Annotated in this window: 9 protein-coding genes; 5 read left to right on the top strand and 4 right to left on the bottom strand. The window is 66.5% G+C overall.

Going from position 1 to position 23,528, the window contains the following annotated elements; translation table 11 throughout:
- Window positions 1-171: 171 nt before the first annotated feature.
- Complete coding sequence (locus AD664_RS11650) at window positions 172-13,158, bottom strand: non-ribosomal peptide synthetase (RefSeq protein WP_053146667.1); 12,987 nt, start codon at window positions 13,156-13,158, stop codon at window positions 172-174.
- Between the two features lie 293 nt (window positions 13,159-13,451).
- Between AD664_RS11650 and AD664_RS11645 the strand changes: the two genes are divergently transcribed.
- Entirely contained in the window at window positions 13,452-14,000 is a 549-nt protein-coding gene (locus AD664_RS11645; protein ID WP_042730202.1) for an RNA polymerase factor sigma-70, read from the top strand.
- A 70-nt stretch (window positions 14,001-14,070) separates the two neighbouring features.
- Here AD664_RS11645 and AD664_RS11640 read toward each other — a convergent pair whose 3' ends face one another.
- The 3 genes from AD664_RS11640 to AD664_RS11630 form a co-directional block, all read right to left on the bottom strand.
- Complete coding sequence (locus AD664_RS11640) at window positions 14,071-15,084, bottom strand: GNAT family N-acetyltransferase (RefSeq protein WP_053146666.1); 1,014 nt, start codon at window positions 15,082-15,084, stop codon at window positions 14,071-14,073.
- A 70-nt stretch (window positions 15,085-15,154) separates the two neighbouring features.
- Complete coding sequence (locus AD664_RS11635; protein ID WP_053147063.1) at window positions 15,155-15,931, bottom strand: ABC transporter substrate-binding protein; 777 nt, start codon at window positions 15,929-15,931, stop codon at window positions 15,155-15,157.
- Window positions 15,932-16,045: 114 nt separating this feature from the next.
- Window positions 16,046-16,672 (bottom strand): TetR/AcrR family transcriptional regulator, encoded by a 627-nt coding sequence (locus AD664_RS11630; protein ID WP_053146664.1) that lies wholly within the window; start codon window positions 16,670-16,672, stop codon window positions 16,046-16,048.
- A gap of 177 nt (window positions 16,673-16,849) precedes the next feature.
- Between AD664_RS11630 and AD664_RS11625 the strand changes: the two genes are divergently transcribed.
- Genes AD664_RS11625 through AD664_RS11610 form a run of 4 tightly spaced genes read left to right on the top strand, consistent with a single transcriptional unit; the run spans window position 16,850 to window position 23,494 of the window.
- Window positions 16,850-18,640: an acyclic terpene utilization AtuA family protein gene (locus AD664_RS11625; protein ID WP_053146662.1), complete on the top strand. Its 1,791-nt coding sequence runs from the start codon at window positions 16,850-16,852 to the stop codon at window positions 18,638-18,640.
- A 29-nt stretch (window positions 18,641-18,669) separates the two neighbouring features.
- On the top strand, window positions 18,670-20,286 hold the full coding sequence (locus tag AD664_RS11620) for an acyl-CoA carboxylase subunit beta (protein WP_053146659.1): 1,617 nt from the start codon (window positions 18,670-18,672) through the stop codon (window positions 20,284-20,286).
- A 36-nt stretch (window positions 20,287-20,322) separates the two neighbouring features.
- Window positions 20,323-21,480: a citronellyl-CoA dehydrogenase gene (atuD, locus tag AD664_RS11615; RefSeq protein ID WP_053146657.1), complete on the top strand. Its 1,158-nt coding sequence runs from the start codon at window positions 20,323-20,325 to the stop codon at window positions 21,478-21,480.
- Between the two features lie 40 nt (window positions 21,481-21,520).
- Window positions 21,521-23,494 carry an acetyl/propionyl/methylcrotonyl-CoA carboxylase subunit alpha gene (locus AD664_RS11610; RefSeq protein ID WP_053146654.1) on the top strand — a complete coding sequence of 658 codons (1,974 nt, stop codon included), beginning with the start codon at window positions 21,521-21,523 and terminating at the stop codon, window positions 23,492-23,494.
- The last annotated feature ends 34 nt before the right edge of the window (window positions 23,495-23,528 follow it).

Raw genomic sequence — 23,528 nt, 5'->3', positions numbered from 1 at the left:
AAAAAGGCCTGGAGAGACTGGGCCGTGCAAAGCGAGGCGTCAACCTCGGGTTGCGGCGCATCACGCACGACCGCCTTCGCGAGCAAGCCTGCTCCCACAGGGGCCCAGTGTTCACGAGCCTGGAGGGGGAGCGGGCTTGCTCGCGAAGAGGCCCTCACCGCCACCGCCGCCCTACAGCCCCTCCAGCTCGGCCATCAAGTCATTCAGCCGATCCACCTTCTCCCCGGTGATTTCACTGGCCGCCAGCCCCTCGATGTAACGGGCCAGCGCTTGCACCGTGCTGCATTCGAACATCGCCCGCAGCGGCACCTCGCGTTGCAGGGCCTTTTGCACCCGTGAAGCGATTTGCGTCGCCAGCAGCGAATGCCCGCCCAACTCGAAGAAGTTGTCGCGTACCCCCACCCTCTCGACCTTCAGCACCTCGGCCCAGATATCCGCCAGAGTCTGCTCCAGTTCATTGCCGGGCGCCTGGTAGTCCTGGCTTTGCAACTGGCCGATCTCCAGGGCCGGCAAGGCCTTGCGGTCGAGCTTGCCGTTGGCGTTGAGTGGCAAGCGCTCGAGCCAGAGCCAGTGCAGCGGCACCATGTACTCCGGCAGTTCGGCCCGCAGCCGCTGCTGGATACGCTCCAGGCGTTCACTGGGGCTCAGCGCCGTATCGGCGGCCACCAGGTAACCCACCAAATGCTTGCCATGGACGCCTTCCTGCACACCCACCGCCGCATCGCGCAGCTCGGGTTGTTCGTGCAGGCGCGCCTCGATTTCCCCCAGTTCGATGCGGTAGCCGCGCACTTTCACCTGATGGTCGATGCGCCCGACGTACTCCAACACCCCGTCAGGGCGCCGCCGGGCCAGGTCGCCGGTGCGGTACAGCCGCTCTCCCGGCGCCCCGAACGGATTCGGCACGAACACCGGCGCGGTGCGCAAAGGATCGCTGACATACCCGCGCCCCACCCCGGTGCCGGCCACGCACAACTCGCCGACGGCGCCCAACGGCACCAGGTCCAGCGCGCCGTCGAGCAGGTACAAGCGGTTGTTGTCGGTGGGCGTGCCGATCGGCAGGTAGGTGCCACGGGTCGAGGCCAGGTCCACGCGGAAGAACGCCACGTCATCGGAGCACTCCGCCGGACCGTAGGCGTTCACCAACCCGATGGCCGGGTAGCGCGACAGCCATTGGTGGGCCAGCTCCGGCGGCATCGCCTCGCCGGTGGGCAGCATCCAGCGCAGGCCATCCAGGCCGATGCGGTCCTGGGCGAGCATGCCCTGGATCAGCGACGGCACGCTTTCCAGCACTGTGATGCCCTGGTGCTGCACGTGTTGCAGCAAGCCTTGCGGGTCATGGGCGATGGCGTTGGGCACGATGTCCACCCGCGCGCCGAACAGCGGCCCGGCGAGGAACTGCCACACCGAAATGTCGAAGCTCTGGGACGCCGTCTGGGCGATCACGTCGGCTTCGCTCAACGCCAGGTACGGCACCTTGCTGAGCTGGTTGTTGAGCATGCCCCGTTGTTCCACCATCACGCCCTTGGGCAATCCGGTGGAGCCGGAGGTGTAGATGACGTAGGCCAGGTGTTGCGGCCCGCTGTAGATGCCAGGGTTTTGCACCGACGCAGCGCTGGCCTGCACCTCTTCCCACACCAATAGCTTCGGCCGCCCGGAACAGGCGAACGCGTCCAGCAGGGCCAACGCCTGGGCGCGGCAGGCCTGGCTGCACACCAGCAACGGCGTGCGGCTCAGCTCGATGATCCGCTCCAGGCGCTGGCTCGGCAGGCCCGGGTCCAGGGGCAGGTAGCCGGCGCCGGCCTTGAAGCTGCCGATGATCATGCCCAACAGGTCCGCGTCCCGCTCGGCCAGCAACGCCACCGGCTGGTCGAAACCGACGCCGGCGGCCACCAGCGCATGGCCGAGGCGATTGCTGCGGGCGTTCAGTTGCGCATAGGTGTGCGTCACGTCCAGGCAACTGACGGCGATGCGCTGCGGATGGCTCGCGACCTGGGCTTCGAACAGTTCGACGTAGCTGTGCTCCAGCGGGTAGACCCGCTCGCTCCGGTTGCAGCCATGCACCAGCAAGTCCCGTTCCTGGGCGCCGATCAACGGCAGCTCGGCCATGTCCCCATGGAACCCGTCCATCAAGGCCAGCAACAGGCGCTTGAACTCCGCCAGCAAGCCCTGGACGGTGGGTTCGTTGAAGTAGCGCTGGTCGTAGGAAAGGTGCAGCCCCAGGTCATCCCCCGGATAGCAGACCGCCGTCAGCGGGAAGTTGGTGTGGGTGCGGCCCGAGTCCGAAGTGGCATTGAGGCTCCGGGCGCGGTCCAGTACCGAGACCTCCACCGGCGCGTTCTCGAACACGAACAGACTGTCGAACAGCGGCTGGCCCTTGGGCAGCTCGCTGGCCTCCTGGATGCTCACCAACGGCAGGTATTCGTATTCGCGCAACTGCATGTTGCTGTCCAGCAGGCCGTCGAGCCACTGGCGCACACTGCGCCGCTGATGGTCCTCGGGCATCTGCACCCGCAAGGCGACGCTGTTGATGAACAGGCCCACGGTGCGCTGCATCTGCGGCAGTTCCACCGGACGCCCGGCCACGGTGACGCCGAACAGCACGTCGCGGTCGCCGCTCACACGCCGCAGCACCAGGGCCCACGCGGCCTGGGCAAAGGTGTTGACCGTCAGTTGATGGGCCTGGGCCAGTTCGCGCAGGCGCGCACCGTCCCGGGCATCGAGGCGGGTGTAGCAGTCGCCGACGATCATGCCGCCGCTGTCACCGGCGTGTTCGCGCAGGAACGGCCGGTCGGCGGGGATCGGCGTGGTCCGCTCGAAGCCTTGCAGGTTGCGCTGCCACCACTGCCGGGCCTCGGCCAGGCTCTGGTGCTGCAACCAACCGATGTAGTCGCGGTAGCGCGGCGGCACGGCCAGCCGGGGTTCGCGGCCCTCACCGAGGGCCGTGTAGAGCTCGAAGAAATCGTCCATCAGCAGCGAACGGCACCAGGCATCGATGAGGATGTGGTGGTTGCTCATCATGAACCAATAGCGCGCCGCGCCGACCCGGATCAGGCGCAAGTGGAACGGTGCCTGGTTCAACAGATCGAAACCGGCCTCGCGCTCGTCCTTGAGCAGGGTTTGCAGCCTGGCTTCCTGCTGGTCTGGCGGCACCTCGCTCCAGTCGAGGTAATCCACCGGCGTGCGACCGGGCTTGTGGATGATTTGCAGCATGTCTTCGCCCACGTTCCAGCAGAACGAGGCGCGCAGGGCTTCGTGCCGGGCGATGACCGCTTGCCAGGCCTGGGCAAAACGCTGCGGGTCGAGTTCGCTGTTGATGCGGTAACGGTCCTGCATGTAGTACAGGCCGGTGCCCGGTTCCAACAAGGTGTGCAGCAACATGCCTTCCTGCATCGGCGTCAGTGGGTAGACGTCCTCGATCTGCGCGGCGGGAACCGGCAGGCTGTCGAGCTGGCCCTGGGTCAGTTTCGCCAGGGGGAAATCCGAGGGCGTCAGGCCGCCCGCTTCATCCGAGAGGCAATGGGCGATCAGTTGCCGCAGCTCATTGAGGTAAGCCTCGGCCAGGTGCGCGATCGCGTGTTCGTCGTGGCGTTCTCGGCTGTAGGTCCAGCGCACCACCAACTCGCCACCGCTGACCTGGCTGTCGACGCTCAGTTCGTTGGGCAGCGGCGCGTCGGCGTCGTGGATCGCCCCCAGGGGTGCGTCCAGCGCCCGGAACAGTGCGTCGTGGCCCAGGGTCTGGTCGAGCTGGCCCAGGTAGTTGAAGGTGATCGACGCTTGCGGCAAGACGGCCATGGCCTCGCGCGAGGCCTCGTCTGCCAGGTAGCGCAGCACGCCATGGCCGAGACCTTTGTGGGGCACGGCGCGCAGCTGTTCCTTGATGGCCTTGATCGAGGCCCCCAGGTCGTTGACCTCGGGGCGCAGGCGCAGCGGGTAGACGTTGGTGAACCAGCCCACCGTGCGGGTCAGGTCGAGGTCATCGAACAGCGCTTCGCGGCCGTGCCCTTCGAGCTGGACCAGCACCGACTCATGGCCGCTCCAGCGGCACAGCACCCGGCTCAACGCCGTGAGCAACAGGTCATTGACCTGGGTGCGGTAGGCACTCGGCGCCTGTTGCAGCAGTTGCCGGGTCAGCTCGCGGTCCAGGTGCACGCTGACGGTTTGCGCGTGACGCTCCTGGCGACCGCCGTCAGGGTGCGCGCACGGCAGCGCCTGCGCCGGGCCACTCAAGCGGTCTCGCCAGCCGTCCAATTCTTCGCGCAGGGATTCGCTGCCGGCGTAGGCCTGCAGGCGCGCCGCCCAGTCACGAAACGGGCTGGTTTTGGCCGGCAGTTGCGGCGCCTGGCCGGCGGCCACCTGACGGTAGGCGGTTTGCAGATCGTCCATCAGCACCCGCCACGACACACCGTCCACCACCAGGTGATGGATGACGATCAACAGCCGTTGCCGGCCCTCCGGCGACTGCGCCAACAGCGCGCGCAGCAACGGCCCGGTGGGCAGTTCCAGGCTGCGTTGCGTTTCGGCGAACAAGCTCTCGCAGGCTTCCAGGGACGTGACCTCGACAGACTCCAGCCACCGCGCCTCGGCCAGCGGCTGGTGTGCGGCGCGCCAGCGTCCGGCGGTGGCGTCGAAGCCCAGGCGCAAGGCATCGTGCTGTTCCACTACGCTGCGCAGCGCCTGCTCCAGGCACTGCGGATCGAGGGCGCTGGTCGGTTCCAGCAACAGCGCCTGGTTCCAGTGATGACGGTTCGGCATCGGCGTTTCGAAGAACCAATGCTGGATCGGCGTCAGCGCCGACTCACCGCTCACCAGGCCCTGCTCGGCGCGCACCTGCTCGACATGGCTGGCCACGGCCGCCAGGGTCTGCACGGTCTGATGCTGGAACAAGTCCCGGGGCGTGAAATGAATGCCCTGCTGCCGGGCACGACTGACGACCTGGATGGACAGGATCGAATCGCCGCCCAGTTCGAAGAAGTTGTCGTTGAGGCCGACCTGCGCGACGTTCAGCACCTCGCCCCAGATCGTCGCCAGGGTCTGCTCCAGGGCACTGGCCGGCGCCACATAGTGCTGGCGGTTGAGCTCCGGGTCCGGCGCCGGCAAAGCGCGGCGGTCGAGCTTGCCGTTGGCGGTCAGCGGCATGCTCGCCAGCAGGATCAAGTGTGTGGGCACCATGTAGTCCGGCAATTGTGCCTTGAGCTGGCCGCGCAAGGCTTCGCGCAATGCCGCCTGTTGCCCGGCGTCCTGTCCGGCGACATCGCTCACCAGGTACGCCGCCAGTTGCTTGCCTCCTGGCAGGTCAAGGGCGAGCACCACCGCTTCGCGAATCGCCGGGTGTTCCAGCAGGCGGGTTTCGATTTCCCCCAGTTCGATGCGGAACCCCCGGACTTTCACCTGGTGGTCGATCCGCCCGAGGTATTCCACCTGGCCATCGGCGCACTGGCGCACCAGGTCGCCGGTGCGGTACAGGCGCCCGCCATCGGTGGCGAACGGGTCGGCGACGAAGCGCTCGGCGGTCAAGCCCGGACGCTGGTGATACCCCTGGGCCAGCCCCGCACCGCCCACATACAACTCGCCGGTGGCACCCTGGGGCACCAGCGCCAGGTGCGCGTCGAGGATGTAGGCCACCCGCGCGCCGACCACGCTGCCGATCGGCACGCTCGCAACGCCCTCCTCCAATCGCTCCGGCGCCAGGCTCGCCAACGGCATCACCACGGTTTCGGTCGGGCCGTAGGCGTTGAAGAACAGACTCGGGCTGAACGCCGCCCGGATCCGTTGCAGGTGCTCCCCCGTCAGCGCTTCGCCACCGGTGATGCACATGCGCACCGGCAAGGTTTGCCCGTGGCTCGCCAGCCATTGCGCCAACTGGCTGCCATAGCTGGGGGTGAAGCCCAGGACGTTGACCCGATACGCGCGAATCAACCCGCAGATGCCCTCGGCGTCCCACTGCCCCTGGGCCCGCAACACCACTTGGGCACCGCTGAGCAGCGGCACCAGCAGGCGCTCGGTGGCGGCGTCGAAGTTGATCGAATAGAAATGCAGCTCGCAATCGTCCGGGCGCATGCCGAAGCGTTGGATCACGGCCTGGCAGTGCATGGCGATTTCCCCGTGGGACACCACCACGCCCTTGGGCTGGCCGGTGGAACCGGAGGTGTAGATCAGGTAGGCCGGGTGCTGCGGCAAGGTGTTCGACGGCGGCGCCTGGTCCGGGTATTGCGCCAGCGCCGGGCTGTCGTCTTCCAGGCACCAGCACGCCACGCCTTCGGGCAACGGACCGAGGGCCTGGAACAGGGCCCGGTCACTGAGCAGCAAGCCGACGCCGCTGTCCTCGATCATGTAGTGCAAGCGGTCCAGCGGATACTCCGGATCCAGCGGCACGTAGGCGCCGCCCGCCTTGAGGATCGCCAACAGGCCGATGACCATCTCCAGCGAACGCTCCAGCGCCAGGCCCACCCGCACCTGCGGCCCGACGCCGCGCTCGCGTAGCACCCAGGCCAGGCGATTGGCGCGGCGATCCAGCTCGCCGTAGCTCAGGGTCTGCCCGGCGAAGGTCAGGGCCGGCGCATCGGGACGGGCCTGGACCTGTTTGTCGAACAACCCGTGGAGGCACTGGTCCAGACGATGCTCACCGGGTTCGGCCCCGAGGCTGTCGAGCAACTGTTGCTGTTCCTCGGCGGCCAGCAGCGGCAGTTCACCCAGGCACCGGGCCGGGTCGGCCAGCAGCGCCTCCAGCAGATTGCGCCAGTGCCCGGCCATGCGGGCGATGCGCGGCTCGTCGAACAGGTCGGTGCTGTAGGTCAGGCAGCAACCCAGGCGATGATCGAGGTCGGTGACCTCCAGGTTGAGGTCGAACTTGGTGGCCCGGGCGTCGTTGGCCAGGTATTCGACGCTCATCCCGGCCAACGTGCGGCGCTGCTGGAACTCCCAGCGCTGCACGTTGCACATCACCTGGAACAGCGGGTTGTAGGCGGCGCTGCGTGGCGGTTGCAGGGCTTCGACCAAGTGATCGAACGGCAAGTCCTGGTGAGACTGGCCTTCGATCACCGTGTGCCGCACCTGCTCGAACAACTCGCCCACGGTCATCTGCCCGTCGAGTCGGCAGCGCAGCACCTGGGTGTTGAGGAATGCGCCGATCAGCCCTTCGCTTTCCGGGCGGATGCGGTTGGCCACCGGCGCGCCGATGCGCAAGTCGGTCTGGCCGCTGTAGCGGTAGAGCAGCACCGCGAGGGCGGCGGTCATGGTCATGAACAGGGTCAGGCCCTGCTCGGCGTTGAAGGCACGCACCCGCGCCGCCAGGTCGTCGCTGAGGTCGAAACGGAACAGCTCGCCGCGATGGCTCTGCACCGGCGGGCGCGGACGATCGCCGGGCAACTCCAGCAGCGGGTGCTCGTCGCCCAGTTGCGCGGTCCAATAGTCCAGTTGGCGTTGCCGCTCGCCGGACTCCAGCCATTGGCGCTGCCAGACGCTGTAGTCCAGGTACTGCACCGGCAAGGGCTCCAGGGGAGACTCGCGGTCATCGACAAACGCTTCGTACAACGCGCTCAATTCGCGGGCGAAAATGTCCATCGCCCAGCCTTCGGTGACGATGTGGTGCAGGGTCAGCACCAGGTAATGTTCACGCTCGCCGGTCTTGACCAGGCAGGCGCGCAGCAGCGGCCCGGTTTCCAGGTCGAAGGGCCGGTGGGCCTCGCTGTCCGCCAGCTGCTGCACGCGTTGCTCACGGACGTCGGCGGCCAGGGTCGAGAAGTCCTTCCAGTCCATGCGCAGGCCTGTCTCGGCGTGCACCTGTTGCCGGGCAACCCCGTCGATGCTCGGGAAGGTGGTGCGCAAGGTTTCGTGGCGCAGGATCAACGCCTGCAACGCCGCCTCGAAGCGCCCGACGTCGAGCACCCCGCGCAGGCGCGCCATGCCGCCGACGTTGTAGGCCGGGCTGTCCGGTTCCATCTGCCAGAGGAACCACATGCGTTGCTGGGAATAGGACAGCGGCACCGGTTGGCTGCGGTCGACCTGCTCGATGGGTGGCTGGCGGTTGGTCTGGCCGCTGGCCTGGATCAAGCGCACCTGCTCGGCGAAGGCGCCCAACTCGCTGGCCTCGAACAGGGCCCGCAACGGCAGCTCGACGTCGCAGGCCTGGCGGGTGCGGGAGATGATCTGGGTCGCCAGCAGCGAATGGCCGCCCAAGGCAAAGAAATCATCCCGCAGGCCAATCCGTGCAAGCCCCAGGACGTCACGCCAGATCCCGGCGATCTGCTGTTCGAGGGCGCTGGTCGGCTCGACGTGTTCGCGCACCTGCCAGTGCGGCTCGGGCAAGGCGCGCCGGTCGAGCTTGCCGCTCGGGCCCAGGGGCATGGCGTCCAGGCGCAGCAGTTGGGCCGGCACCATGTAGTCCGGCAACTCGGCGGCCAGCGCGGCCTTGAGCCGGGCGTGGATGGCATCCTGGTCTTCGGCGACATCGGGGGCGGTGTAGTAGCCGATCAGTTGCGGGCCCGCCGAGGTGTCCCGCACCAGCACCGCAGCCTGGGCGACACCGGCCTGGGCCAACAGCCGCGCTTCGACTTCCTGGGGCTCGACGCGAAAGCCCCGTAGCTTGACCTGTTGGTCGAGGCGGCCCAGGTACTCGATCACGCCCTCGGCGTTCCAGCGCGCCCGGTCGCCGGTGCGGTACAACCGTGTGCCCGCCGCGCCCTGCGGGTCGGCGACAAAGCGCTCGGCGCTCAGGCCGGGGCGGGCAAGGTAACCCCGGGCCAGTCCCAGGCCACCGATGCACAATTCGCCCGGCACACCGGCCGGCACGGGATTGAGTTCGTCATCGAGGATGCGGCACAGCACGTTGCCCAGCGGCCGGCCGATCGGCGAGCGCTCGCCATCGGCCTCGGTGCAGTGCCAGTGGGTGACGTTGATGGCTGTTTCGGTCGGGCCGTAGCGGTTGTGCAATTGCGCAGCCGGCAGGTACGCCAGCGCCCGGTTGCGCAGCTCGGCCGACAAGGCTTCGCCACCGCAAAAGACGCGACGCAGGCTGGTGCAGCGGGCGCTCAACGGTTCGTCGATGAACAGGCTGAGCAGCGGCGGCACGAAGTGCAGCGTGGTCACGCCAAACTGTTGCACCAGCTGGGCGATGCGGTGCGGGTCGCGGTGTTCCCCCGGGCCGGCAAGCACCAATTGGCTGCCAGTGACCAGCGGCCAGAAGCATTCCCACACCGACACGTCGAAGCTGATCGGCGCTTTTTGCATCAGCACATCGGTTTCATCCAGCCCATAGGTGGCCTGCATCCATTGCAGGCGCTCCGCCAGGGCGGCATGAGTGTTGCCCACGCCCTTGGGCTGGCCGGTGGAGCCGGAGGTGTAGATCACGTAGGCCAGGTGATCGCCATGCAGGTGCAGGCCCGGTGGGTTGCTCGGCCATTGCTCCAGGTGCAGGGCGTCCAGGGCGATGACGCTGACGCCCGCGCAGGCGGGCAAACGATCGAGCAAGGCGCTCTGGGTCAGCAGCAGTTCGACACCGCTGTCCGCCAGCATGTAAGCCAGGCGCTCGGCCGGGTAATCGGCATCCAACGGCACGTAGGCACCGCCGGCCTTGATGATCGCCAGCACGCCGATGAGCAACTGCGGCGAGCGCTCGGCGGCAATCGCCACGCAGACATCCGGGCCAACGCCTTTGTCGCGCAGGTAGTGCGCCAGTCGATTGGCCTGGGTGTGCAGCTCGGCGTAGTCCAGGCGACCGCCGTCCCACAGTAGCACCGTGTGCCGCGGCGTGCGCCGGGCCTGTTCGTTCAACAGCTCCGGCAACCACTGGCTGGCCGGCGCGCACGGCGCCGCCCCCCACTGCCGTTGCTGGGCGTATTCATCGGCGCCGAGCAACGGCAGCTCGCCGATGGCTTGTTGCGCATCGGCACAGACCGCGCGCAACAGGTTGCCGTAATGCTCGGCCAGGCGAGCGATGGTCGAGGCCTCGAACAGTTCGTCGGCGTAGTCGAACGACAGGGTCAGCCGGCCGTGGCGATCCTCTTCGCTGTGCAATTGCAGGTCGAACTTGGCTTCGCGACTGTGCCACGGCAACTCATCGGCCAGCAGCCCCGGCAGGCGACGCAAGGCGCCCAGGTCGCGTTGCTGATGGTTGAACATCACCTGGAACAGGCCCTGCTCCCGAGCCTGGGGAAACGCTTCCAGCAATTGCTCGAACGGCAGGTCCTGGTGGGCCTGGGCGCCCAGGGTGGCCTCCCGCGCCTGGCCCAGCAACGCGGCGAACGGCTGCCGCGAATCCACCTGTGCGCGCAGCACCTGGGTGTTGATGAAGAAGCCGATCAGGCCCTGGGTTTCCAGGCGTGGCCGGTTGGCATTGGGCACGCCGATGCGGATATCGGCCTGGCCGGTGTAACGCTGCAGCAGGACCTGGAAAACCGCCAGCAACAACATGAATGGCGTCGCGTCGTGGGCCAGGGCCGTTTGCCGCACTGCATCGCTCAAGCCCTTTTCCAGGCGCAAGCCATGCCGCGCGGCACTGCGCCGAGAGTGGGCGCGGCGGGGATGATCCGTGCTCAACGCAAGAGTCGGGTGTTCATCGCCCAGTTGCTGCCGCCAGTAGGTCAATTGGCGTTCGGCCTCGCCCTCGGCGAGCCACTGGCGCTGCCAGTTGCCGTAGTCGGCGTACTGCAACGGCAGCGGCGCCAACGCGGCGTCCTGCCCCTGGCAGGCCGCGGCGTATAGCCGCGAGAACTCATCGACCAGGATGTTCATCGACCAGCCGTCGGCGATGATGTGGTGCAGCGTCACCAGCAGGTGGTGGTCCTCGTCATCCAGACGCACCAGGCGGACCCGCAGCAACGGGCCCTTTTCCAAGTCGAACGGGGCACTGGCTTGCTCCTCTCGGATCTGGCGTGCGCGGGCGTCGCGCGCTTCCCTCGGCAGGTCGCGCAGGTCGAATAACGGCACGTTGAACTCAACCGCCGGATCAATCTGTTGCAGGGCAACGCCGTCACGCTCCAGGAACCGCGTGCGCAACGATTCGTGGCGCTCGATCAGGTGCTGGAAGCTGCCGCGCACGGCCCCTTCATCCAGCTCACCGCGCAGGTGCAGGGCGCCAGGAATGTTGTAGGCGCCGCTCGCGGGATCGAGCTGCCAGGTGATCCACAAACGGTTCTGGGCCAGGGACTGCGGCAGCGCCTGGTGCCGCGCCAAGGTGCCGATGGGGTCCTGGGCCCGACCATTGGCCGAGGGCAGGCTGGCCACCGCGGCGGTGAAGGCGGCCAGGGTCGGGGCCTCGAACAGCAACCGCAGGTTCAGCACCAGCCCCAGGGTTTCACCCAACCGTGCAATCACCTGGGTCGCGGCGATGGAGTTGCCGCCCAGCAGGAAGAAATGATCGTCGGCCTGGACCTGTTCGACCTGCAACTGCTCGCACCAGAGCTGGCCAATCAGTGTTTGCAGGGGCGTTGCCGGCCCGGCCTCGGCGACCGCCTCCGTGGCCTGCGACGGAAACCGCGCATAGCTGTCGAGGCTGCCGTCCGCCAATTGGGCACGGCAGGCCGAGCGCTGCAACTTGCCGCTGGACGTCTTGGGCAAGGCGCCGGGGTTGAGCAGCGCCACCACGCTCGGGGCTTGCTGGCAGGCCTCTGCCACGGCTTGGCGAATGGTCTTGATCAAGGTGTCGGGCGCCAGGAGTTTCTGCACGCTGCGGCTGATTTCCACGGCAATGCCAATGCCTTCCTCACCGTTGTCATCGACCGCGAACGCTGCCACCCGGCCCTTGCGCACCGCCTCGACCTCGCGCTCGACGGCTTGCTCGATGTCCTGGGGATACAGGTTGTGCCCACGCACGATCAGCAAGTCCTTCAGGCGGCCGGTGATGAACAGCTCGCCGCCGCGCAGGAACCCCAGGTCGCCGGTGCGCAGCCAGGTGCGACCGGCGTGCTGGACGAACGTCTTGGCGCTGGCTTCGCGATTGCGCCAGTAGCCGTGGGCGATGCTGGGTCCGGCGGCCCAGACTTCGCCGACCTGGTTGTCTTCGCGCACCTGTAACGTGCTGGGTTCGACGATCAGCACGGCATGGCCCGGCTGGCTGACACCGCAACTCATCACCGCACTGCCCTGCCCCGGCTCGACACGGTTGTGCGCCAGTGCCGCGTCATCCACCCGCAATGAAGGAATGCCTTGGCGACGCGGCGTGCCGGCCACGAACAGGGTGGCTTCCGCCAAACCATAGGAGGCCAGGAAACTGGCCTCGGTGAAACCGCACGGGGCGAACTTTTCAGCGAAGCGTTGCAGTGTGTCGAGGCGAATCGGCTCGGACCCCGAATAGGCCACGCGCCAACCGCTCAGGTCGAGACGCTCCAGGGCCGCCTCACTGACCCGCTCGCTGCACAGCCGGTAGGCGAAGTCCGGGCCGCCGCTGATGGTGCCGCCGTACTCGCTGATCGCTTCGAGCCAGCGCAGGGGCCGGGCGAGGAAGTAGCCAGGCGACATCAGTACGCACGGCACACCGCTGAAAATCGGCTGCAACAGCCCACCAATCAGGCCCATGTCGTGGTACAGCGGCAGCCAACTGACGATGACGTCATCGGGGTTCAGGTCGATGCCGAAGCCCTGGCGGATCAACAGTTCGTTGGCCACCAGGTTGCCGTGGCTGACCTGCACGCCCTTGGGCAAGGCGGTGGAGCCGGAGGTGTATTGCAGGAAGGCGATGTCATCGTCCTGCAACGTGGGTGGCAGCCATTGCTCGGCGAGCCCGGGCTGCAATGTATCGACGCACAGCACCGGCGGCGCCGATTCGAGGGCTTGCAAGGGCTCGCGCAAATCGCTGCTGGTGAGCAACAGGCGCGGCTCGGCGTCGGCGATGATCGACAGCAGGCGTTCCTGGTGATGACGGCGCGCGGACTCCGGTGGATAGGCCGGCACCGCGATCACGCCGGCGTACAGGCAACCAAAGAACGCCGCGACGTAATCCGGGCCGCTGGGGAACAACAGCACCGCACGTTCGCCGAACGCTGCTTCGGCCTGCAGCGCGGCGGCGATGGTGCGGGCACGCACGTCCAGGTCGCGGTAACTCAACACCACACCCTGCTCCGGGGTATCGGCAAGGAAGCGCAAGGCCACCCGGTCCGGCGTCAACGCGGCGCGGCGCTGAAGGGCATGGGCCAGGGTGCTGGGGAGTTCGAACGCGTCGGTCATGAGGTTTCCTGCCTGAAATTCGGCTTGCAAGTGGTATCGGGTGTTCTTCCATCCAACCAAGGGAACGGATGCCACGGGCAAAGAATTAGTCGGTCGGTCGCGTGCGCCAGACCTGCCAGGGGCGAGGCCCGGCTGCGGCAATGGGTCGCGCTTCAGGTGCTGGACTTACACGCTGCAATAATTCTTTTTCTCAATTGACAATAATTATCATTAAGCCTAATTTGGCGCTCGATGCGTAGGACGGGTCGGAAAGATCGTTCGTCCTGCTAACTTTTTGCAGCAAGGTGAATTCCATGACGGAACAAGTATCCACAAGCAGGTGTGAGTCACCGTTACTTCAGGCGTTCGTCGATAACCGCTTGATCCTGGTCAAGATTGCCGCGCGTATCACCGGGTGCCGGTCCCGCGCCGAAGATGTGGTGCAGGATGCGTTTTTCCGACTGCAATCGGCGCCGCAGATCACCTCGTCGTTCAAGGCCCAGCTCAGCTACCTGTTCCAGATCGTGCGCAACCTGGCGATCGACCACTACCGCAAGCAGGCGCTGGAGCAGAAATACGCGGGGCCGGAAGAGGAAGGCTTGAACGTGGTGATCCAAGGTGCGTCGCCGGAAACCTCCCACATCAACTTTTCCACCCTGGAGCACATCGCCGATGCGCTCACCGAACTGCCCAGCCGAACCCGCTATGCCTTCGAGATGTACCGCCTGCACGGCGTGCCACAGAAAGACATCGCCAAGGAACTGGGCGTCTCGCCGACCCTGGTGAACTTCATGATCCGCGACGCCCTGGTGCACTGCCGCAAGGTGTCCGGGGTGCGCGGGGACACCTTCGCCCGGCGATAAGCGCCGGGCCCGTCGAATGGCCCCTTCGCGGGCGGACTCGCTTGCACAGGTGTCCGCCGCACGCCATGCCTTACATCAGCGAGCATCGATCAAAAAACCGCTCCCGCCCCAGGATCATCAGCGCCGCGCGCTTGTGGGGGAAGTCGAATTCCTTTTCACAGTGGAAACACTGGTTGTGCAGGTGCCCGATCATCCGCGCGTTGTCAGCCCGGGGTTCGGCCACCACGCGCTGGGTGCGCGGGTCGTCGAGGAACAGGTAATGCACCAGCGCCGACAACCAGCTCGCCACCTTGTGCGGCCCGCGGTGCTGTTCCTCGCCCACCAGCATGTGGATGCCGCGATCGTAATGCCCGGCCTCATAGAACGGCGCAATACGGTCTTCCTTGGCCCAGTAGGCCTCGAAGTAGGCAAACGGCTGGTCATCGAAACAGCCGATCAGGGTCAGCACCCGGGGATCGTCCGCCAGCGTGTCCAGGTACTCGCGATGCTGCGCCAGGGTGCCCTCCTCCTGCCAGAAGCTCGCCACCCGCGGGCTGTTCTGCCAGCGGTTGAAACGCTCCAGGTCTTGCTCGATCTCCAGGGTGCGCAATGACACCCAGGCGCCCAGCCGCGCGTCGAAGCGCCGGTACACCTCGCCACGCGGCTTGACCGGCCGGCGCGGATGACGCCGGCCATCGGTGATGATCATCTGCTGCGGGTAACTGCCATTGAACGACTCCCCCAGCCAGGGTTGCGGCAACTGCCAGAACATCGTGCGCTCGCAGACGTATTCGCCAGGGCGCCCGGCGCTGGTCAGCAGGCCACTGAGCAAGGCTTCGCCGGGGTGCTCCTGAAGGTGCCAGACCAGGCGCCGACAGTCCGGGTCACGGGCAAACAACCAGTAGCAGGCCGCCCAGAGCGCCGGGCCCACGGGGCGGTCGTGGATCTCCTGCAAATGGACATGCAACTCGGGCCCGCGCTCCAGGCGCAACCGGATCAGCGGCGCGCCTTCAAGCATCAGGCTCAGGTGGCGTTCGGTTTCATCGGCGCCGAGACGGCGTCCGCCCGGCAGGGGCAGCGCCATGGGCTGGTTGAGGTTGGACATGGAAAGGGGCTCGCGTAGTCGTCGGTAGTCAACGAGGGACGTGAGCCGCGCCGGGAAATTTAGGGCCCGGTCAGTGGGCGTGCGTGGGCACCAGCTCGATCTGGTACGGCTTGAAGATCTTCAATAGCTGGCCGTTGTCCCGCAGCGTCTGCAACAGTTGCGCGAACGCCTCGCTGCTAATGGGCGCCTGGGGCCGGATCAGGGCGTAATGGTGGTAGACCTGGTCGATACGTTCGGACACCAGCAACTGCGGGCCGACCTCAGGATTGCGCAACACATAATCGTTGAGGTACGAGCGAGTCACCAAGGCGATGTCGGCGCGCCCGCGCAAGACCATCAGCAGGTTGCTGTCGTGGGAGTACGTCAGGGTGGCGTTGTACTGGCCGGCGAGGAACTTGGGGTCGGCGTTGAATTCGGCAAAGGCGTAGTGGTAACCGCTGAACAGTGCCAGGCGCTTGCCCCTCAGGTCGGCGAAATAATTCTGCTGGCGGTCCGGCTGGTGCTGGGCGACGAAGACTTCGGCGTCTTCCAGGCCCATGTCGACCGCCGTATGCGGCACGTCCTGCCAACCCCAATCGGGGTTCTCGAAAATCGCCATGTCGACCCGGCCCTGCTTGAAGTCGTTGAAACGGCGAGGTATGGAGGTCGGCACCAGGACGAACTGATAGGTTGCCTGCGATTGATTCAAGGCCTCCACCATCTGCGGCAGCAGGCCCGTGTCGGCACCGTTCTCGGGGCGAACGGTGTAAGGAGGAAAATGCGCCGCACCGATCCGGACCAATTGCGCCGCCGAGGCCGGCAACGCCAGGAAAGCGGCCAGGGCAGCCAGCAGCACACGGGAAGTCATCCCCATCGGCGAAAACGTCAAGATCCCCACTCCCCAAAAGTACTCGTCAATACACTCAAGCTAGGCGGTTTCAGCCGCTTAGCCAGCCCTATGGCGATTTAAAGCACCGCTTGATTATTGTTTTTCTTCAAGCACCAGGATCAGGGCTTGCTCGGCCAGCTCATCGAGACTCAAGTTGCCTTCGGCGCGAAACCAGGTGGTGGTCCAGGACAATGCGCCGGTGAGGAAACGTCGGGTAATGAACACGTCTCCGCGAATATACCCCGCCGCCTTGGCCTGGCCCAGAACCTCGAGCCACAAGTCTTCATAAATGTCGCGCAGGGCCAGCACCTGCCGTTGCCCGTCCTGGGACAGCGAGCGCCATTCGTAGACCAACACGGCCATCGCCTCGCCGGTGCCGCCCATGATCGACTGCAATTCGCAGCGGATCAGCGCCAGTACCCGTTCGCGCACGCCACTCGCCTCGGCCAGCGCGGCCCGCATCAACGCCGTGTTGTAGCGCACGGTTTCTTCCATCACCGCCCGCAGGATCTCGTCCTTGCTCTTGAAGTGGTGAAAGATACTGCCCGACTGAATGCCCACGGCGCTCGCCAGGTCGCGCACGGTGGTGCGTTCGAAGCCCTTGTTGCGAAACAGATGGGCAGCGCTCTGGAGCAGTTTGCCACGCGCGCTCTGCGGGTCGGTCAGCTGCCCGTTGTCGACCAACTCGTGCATCACGTGCAGGGCTTTTTGCTCGTCCACCCATTCTCTCCTACAGTCGATCGATCCATGCGCGGCCGTGTCCCAATCAACAGGGCTGCGCGGGCAATTTAAGCCGACCCAGGCCACCAAGCAAGCGCTCGGGTGGAAAACCCGCAGCCGTTTGCAGACCAAGCGCTTGCTTGGTAGTCTCGGACCACGCTCGCCGGAGGGAATCTCATGCCAGGAACGATCCGCATCGGTTGCGCCAGCGCCTTCTGGGGCGATACCTGCAGCGCCGCCGCGCAACTGGTCGAAGGAGGCGCGCTGGACTACTTGGTGTTCGACTACCTGGCGGAAGTCACGATGTCGATCCTGGCCGGGGCGCGCCTGAAGGATCCCCAGGGCGGCTATGCCACGGACTTCATCGAGGTGCTCACGCCACTGCTCCCGCGCTTGCACGACGAACGGATCCGCGTGATCAGCAACGCCGGCGGGGTCAATCCCCAGGCCTGCGCCGCGGCGCTGCAAGCGGCGTGTGACCAGGCGGGCGTGCCGTTGAAGATCGCCGTGCTGCTGGGCGATGACTTGCAAGGGCAATGGGATCGGCTCGCCGGCCAGGGCCTGCGCGAGATGTTCAGCGGCGAGCCCCCGCCAGCCGCGTGCGTGTCCAGCAACGCCTACCTCGGCGCGCCGGGTATCGTCGAAGCCTTGCGCCTGGGCGCCGACATCGTGATCACCGGGCGAGTGGTGGACAGCGCGGTGGTCAGTGCCCCCCTCGTGCATGAGTTCGGCTGGGCCTGGGACGACTACGACAAACTGGCCCAGGCTGCGCTGGCGGGCCACCTCATCGAATGCGGGGCGCAATGCACCGGCGGCAACTTCACCGACTGGCGGGAGGTGCCGGACTACGAGCACATCGGTTTTCCCATCGTCGACGTCAGCGCCGACGGCCAGTTCATCGTCACCAAGGCGCCCGGCACCGGCGGGCTGGTCACGCCACTGACGGTCGGCGAACAATTGCTGTACGAGATCGGCGACCCGCAAGGCTACCTGCTGCCCGACGTGATCTGCGACTTCAGCCAGGTCCGGTTGATCCAGCAAGGCAAGCATGCCGTGCGCGTCCACGGCGCCCGGGGCCTGCCGCCCAGCGATCAGTACAAGGTCTGCGCCACCGGGCTGGACGGCTACCGCTGCACCGCCACCTGCCTGATCGCCGGCATCGATGCGGTGGCAAAGGCTGAACGGGTTGGCCAGGCAATTATCGCCAGGACCTCGCAGATGTTCAGCCAGCGCGGCTGGGCGCCCTACCGCGAGGTGAGCGTCGAGTTGTTGGGCAGCGAAGCCACCTACGGTCAGCATCGTCGGCGCCAGGACACCCGTGAAGTGGTGCTCAAACTGGCGGTTCGGCACCCGGACAGGCAAGCGCTGGTGCTGTTTTCCCGGGAAATCGCCCAGGCCGCCACCGGCATGGCGCCCGGACTGACCGGCATGGTGGGTGGCAGGCCGACGGTGTCGCCGTTGATCCGCCTGTTTTCGTTCCTGATCGACAAAGCCCACTGCACGCTCGCGATTGAATGCCAGGGGCAGCGCCACCCGTGCCCCCTGCCCCCTCTCGACACCCTGCAAACCGGCGACCTGCCGCTCGCCGCAGACGTGCCCAAACCCCAGGGCCGGGCCGATGCCAGCGTGCCGCTGGTCAAGCTGGCGGTGGCGCGCTCCGGCGACAAGGGTAACCACGTCAATATCGGCGTGATCGCGCGTGCGCCCGAATACCTGCCGTGGATCGCCGAGGCCCTGACGCCGGAAGTGGTGGTCGACTGGATGAGTCACGTCCTTGACCCGTTGCTGGGCCGCGTCGAACGCTGGTACCTGCCGGGCACCCATAGCCTGAATTTCCTGCTGGAAAACGCCCTGGGCGGCGGTGGCGCCGCCAGCCTGCGCGGCGACCCCCAGGGCAAGGCGCTGGCCCAGCAGTTGCTCGATATCCAGATACCGGTGCCGCAAAGCATCGCCGATCAACTCGACTAGCGCGTTCGCATCGAAAAGGAGAACGGTCCATGCCGGTCATCGAAACGCTGCTTGACCCTCACAGCACCGACTTCGCCCGCCACCACGCGGCCATGCTGGCGGGCGTCGAGCAACTGCGCGCGATCGAACAGGCCGTGCTGGAAAAAGCCGCCCAGGCCCAGGACACCTTCGACCAGCGCGGCCAATTGTTGCCGCGCCAGCGCCTGAACCTGCTGCTGGACCCCGGCGCGCCGTTTCTCGAACTGGCGAGCCTGGCCGGCTACAAGCGCCATGATGACAAGGATGGCAGCCAGGCCGGCGGTGGCTTGATCGCCGGGATCGGCCATGTGTCCGGCGTGCGGGTGCTGGTGGTGGTCAACAACAGCGCGATCAAGGGCGGGACCATTTCCCCCAGCGGCTTGCAGAAAACCCTGCGCCTGCAACAGATCGCCATGGAAAACAAACTGCCGGTCGTCACCCTGGCCGAAAGCGGCGGCGCCAACCTCAACTATGCCGCGCAGATCTTCGTCGAAGGCGCGCGCTGCTTTGCCAATCAGGCACGGATGTCGGCCATGGGCCTGCCGCAGATCACCGTGGTCCATGGTTCGGCCACCGCTGGCGGGGCCTATCAGCCAGGGCTGTCGGACTACGTGGTGGTGGTGCGCGACAAGGCGCGGTTGTTCCTGGCCGGGCCGCCGCTGCTCAAGGCCGCCACGGGCGAAGTCGCCAGCGAAGAGGAACTCGGCGGTGCGCAGATGCATGCGCAAGTGGCGGGCACCGCCGAATACCTGGCGCAGGACGATGCCGACGGCATACGCCTGGCCCGGGAGATCCTCAGCTTGCTGCCCTGGAACGCGCAACTGGCACCCTCGCCCGAACGGACCTGGGCCGAGCCGTTGTACCCCGCCGGCGACCTGCTGGGGCTGGTGCCCGACGACCCGAAGAAGCCCTACGACGTGGCGGAAATCATCGCCCGCATCGCCGACGGCTCGGCGTTCCTGGCGTTCAAGCAAGCATTCGACCCGCAAACCGTTTGCGGTCATCTGCACATCCGCGGCCATGCCTGCGGCGTGATCGGCAACAACGGTCCGATCACCGCCAAGGGCGCCAGCAAGGCCGCGCAGTTCATCCAGTTGTGCGACCAGAGCCGCACGCCGTTGCTGTTCCTGCACAACACCACCGGCTTCATGGTCGGCACCGAATCGGAACGACAAGGTGTGATCAAGCATGGCGCCAAGATGATCCAGGCCGTGGCCAATGCCCGGGTGGCCAAGCTGACGGTCGTGGTGGGCGGTTCCTACGGCGCCGGCAACTACGCCATGTGCGGTCGCGGGCTGGATCCGCGCTTCATCTTCGCCTGGCCCAACAGCCGCACGGCCGTGATGGGCGGCGCCCAGGCCGGCAAGGTGCTGCGAATCGTCACCGAGGCCACGCAGATCAGGCAGGGCGTGAGCCCCGACCCGAAGATGCTGGACCTGCTCGAACAGACCACCGCGCAAAAACTCGACAGCCAGTCCAGCGCCCTCTACGGCAGCGCCCACCTGTGGGACGACGGGCTCATCGACCCGCGCGACACCCGCACGCTGCTGGGCTACCTGCTGGACATCTGCCACGAAGCCGAACGGCGAACGCTGCACGCCAACAGTTTTGGCGTGGCCCGTTTCTGACCCGGTGATGGACTTGCGACCACGGAGAACAAAAAAATGATCTTCAGCCAGGAACACGAAGCACTGCGGCGTAGCGTTTGCCAGTTCGTCGAGCGCGACATCAACCCCTACGTCGACGAATGGGAGCAAGCCGGGCAGTTCCCCATCCACGAAGTCTTGCGCAAGGCCGGCGACCTGGGTTTGCTGGGCATCTCCAAGCCCGAACAGTTCGGCGGCATGGGCCTGGACTACAGCTATTCGATCGTCGCGGCCGAAGCGTTCGGGACGATTCATTGCGGCGGCGTCCCGATGTCCATTGGCGTACAGACCGACATGTGCACGCCAGCGCTGGCGCGTTTTGGCTCCGATGCGCTGCGTGAAGAGTTCCTGCGCCCGGCCATCCGTGGCGAGCAGGTGGGCTGCATCGGCGTTTCCGAGATCGGCGCCGGTTCCGATGTGGCCGGGCTCAAGACCACGGCCCGCAAGGACGGCGACGACTACCTCATCAACGGCAGCAAGATGTGGATCACCAACGCCCCGAGCGCCGACTTCATGTGCCTGCTCGCCAATACCTCCGACGACAAGCCCCACCACAACAAATCCCTGATCATGGTGCCCATGCGCAGCCCCGGTATCAGCCTCGGCGCGCCCCTGGACAAACTCGGCATGCGCAGCTCGCAAACCGCCCAGGTGTTCTTCGATGACGTACGCGTGCCGCAACGCAATCGGATCGGCCAGGAAGGCGCCGGGTTCATGATGCAGATGCTGCAGTTCCAGGAAGAACGGCTGTTCGGCGCGGCAAACATGCTCAAGGGCCTGGAGCGTTGCATCGACAGCACGATCGAGTACTGCCGGGAGCGCAAGACCTTCGGCAGCGCCCTGATCGACAACCAGGTGATCCACTTTCGCCTGGCGGAACTGGCCTGCGAGGTCGAATGCCTGCGGGCGCTGGTCTACCAGGCCACCGAGCAATACATCAACAGCCAGGACGTGACCCGGCTGGCGTCCATGGCCAAGCTCAAGGCCGGACGCCTGGCCCGGGAAGTCACCGACAGCTGCCTGCAATACTGGGGCGGCATGGGCTTCATGTGGGACAACCCGGTCGCCCGGGCTTATCGCGACGTACGGCTGGTGTCCATCGGCGCCGGAGCCGACGAGATCATGCTGGGCATCCTCTGCAAGCTCATGGGGACGTTGCCGGGCAAGCAGCACTGAAAGCGGCCCACCAGACACCGCAGAACCCAGGACAGAACCCATGCCCGTCTTCAGCAAACTGCTCATCGCCAACCGCGGCGAAATCGCCTGCCGGATCCAGCGCACCGCCCAGGCCCAGGGTTATCGCACGGTCGCGGTGTTCAGCGAAGCCGACGCCGATGCGCGACATGTGCGCATGGCCGATGAGGCCGTGCTGATCGGCCCGGCCTCGGTCCAGCAGTCGTACCTGGATCCGACGGCGATCCTCGAGGCGGCCCGGCGCACCGGCGCCGATGCGATCCACCCCGGCTACGGCTTCCTCGCCGAAAACGCCGGGTTCGCCAGGGCCTGCGCTGCAGCCGGTATCGTGTTCATCGGTCCCAGTCCCGAGGCCATCGAACGGATGGGCAGCAAGCGCCGCTCGAAAATCGCCATGCTCGCCGCCGGCGTGCCTTGCATAGCGGGCTATGAAGGTGAAGCCCAGGACGACGACAGCCTGTGCCGGGAAGCCGCGCGCATCGGCTACCCGCTGATGATCAAGGCCAGCGCCGGTGGCGGTGGCCGGGGCATGCGCCTGGTGCAGCGGGCCGAGGACCTGCCTGAACAACTGCGCATCGCTCGCGCCGAGGCGCTGCACGGGTTCGGCGACGCTGAACTGATCCTCGAACAGGCACTGCTCGACCCGCGCCATGTGGAAATCCAGATTTTCGGCGACCACCACGGTCAACTGATCCACCTCGGCGAGCGGGACTGCTCGATCCAGCGGCGCCACCAGAAAATCATCGAAGAGGCGCCCTGCCCGGTCATGACCGCCGAACTGCGCCAGGCCATGGGCAATGCGGCGCTCATGGCGGGCCGTGCGGTGGACTACGTCGGCGCCGGGACCGTGGAATTCCTCTTGGCCGCGGACGGTCGGTTCTACTTTCTGGAGATGAACACACGCCTGCAAGTCGAACACCCGGTCACCGAACTGATCACCGGCCAGGATCTGGTGGCCTGGCAACTGGACATCGCCGCCGGCCTGCCCCTGCCGCTGCGCCAGGACCAGGTACGCCTGGACGGGCATGCCATGGAGGTGCGCCTGTACGCCGAAGACCCCGCGGCGGATTTCCTGCCACAGACCGGCCGCTTGATCGGCTGGGAGCCTTCCACGGGCGAGGGCGTGCGAATCGACCATGGCTTGCTGGAAGGCCAGGCCATCACGCCGTTCTACGACTCGATGCTGGGCAAACTGATTGCCCACGGCACCACCCGCGAGCAAGCCCGGCGCCGATTGCTGCGGGCAGTGGAAGATTGCGTACTGCTGGGCGTGCAGAGCAACCAGCGGTTGCTGGCGGCGTTGCTGGCGCATCCGCGCTTCATCGACGGCGACATCGGCACCGGTTTCATCGAACAGCACTTTACCCGGCATGTCGCCTTCCAGACGTCGACGCCATCCGCCGAACAACTCGCCATCGCCACGGCCCTGTTCTATCAGTGCGCCCGCGCCCGGCATGCCGCCGACCTGGGCGGCTGGCGCAACAACGCCGGCTCGGCGCTGCGTTATCGGATCGGCATGGGCGAGCGCGACTGGACCCTGGACCTGCTGGCCAGGCCCGACGGGACGCTGAGCATCCACGGCGCCGAACGCTCGGTCGAACTGAAATGGCTGGAGGTCGACCAGTCTGGCGCCGTGCTGATGCTCGATGGCCTTCGCCAACGCCATCGCTGGCGCCTCGATGGCAACGATCTGTGGCTGTTCACCCGCCCCGGTGGCCTGCCGCTGCAAGACCGGACCCGCGCCCCCGTCACGCCCACCGCCAGCGTCCCTGGCGACGGCCTGCTCAAGGCGCCCATGGACGGCGCGATTATCGAGGTGCTGGTCAGCGAAGGCACGCGGGTTCGCCAGGGCCAACTGTTGTTGGTGCTGGAAGCGATGAAAATGGAGCACCCCCTCAAGGCGGGCTTCGACGGAGTGGTCAGGCAATTGCAGGTCGCGCCCGGCGAACAGGTCAGGCAGCAGCAGGTTTTGTTGCGAGTCGAGACAGCGCACTAGGCGGATGCGCCGGGTTTGACTACGCTCAAAGCCA

The organism is Pseudomonas sp. P97.38 (assembly GCF_001269745.1).
Lineage (GTDB): Bacteria > Pseudomonadota > Gammaproteobacteria > Pseudomonadales > Pseudomonadaceae > Aquipseudomonas > Aquipseudomonas chlororaphis_E.
The sequence above is the reverse complement of the archived record's forward strand: the minus strand, read 5'-3'. Positions and strand labels throughout refer to the sequence as shown.

Bases quoted from the DNA above. Each gene is read 5' to 3' on its own strand.
- atuD (WP_053146657.1), top strand. From the start codon at position 20,323: ATGATCTTCAGCCAGGAACACGAAGCACTGCGGCGTAGCGTTTGCCAG.
- AD664_RS11610 (WP_053146654.1), top strand. From the start codon at position 21,521: ATGCCCGTCTTCAGCAAACTGCTCATCGCCAACCGCGGCGAAATCGCC.
- AD664_RS11635 (WP_053147063.1), bottom strand. From the start codon at position 15,931: ATGACTTCCCGTGTGCTGCTGGCTGCCCTGGCCGCTTTCCTGGCGTTG.
- AD664_RS11625 (WP_053146662.1), top strand. From the start codon at position 16,850: ATGCCAGGAACGATCCGCATCGGTTGCGCCAGCGCCTTCTGGGGCGAT.
- AD664_RS11650 (WP_053146667.1), bottom strand. From the start codon at position 13,158: ATGACCGACGCGTTCGAACTCCCCAGCACCCTGGCCCATGCCCTTCAG.
- AD664_RS11640 (WP_053146666.1), bottom strand. From the start codon at position 15,084: ATGTCCAACCTCAACCAGCCCATGGCGCTGCCCCTGCCGGGCGGACGC.
- AD664_RS11620 (WP_053146659.1), top strand. From the start codon at position 18,670: ATGCCGGTCATCGAAACGCTGCTTGACCCTCACAGCACCGACTTCGCC.
- AD664_RS11645 (WP_042730202.1), top strand. From the start codon at position 13,452: ATGACGGAACAAGTATCCACAAGCAGGTGTGAGTCACCGTTACTTCAG.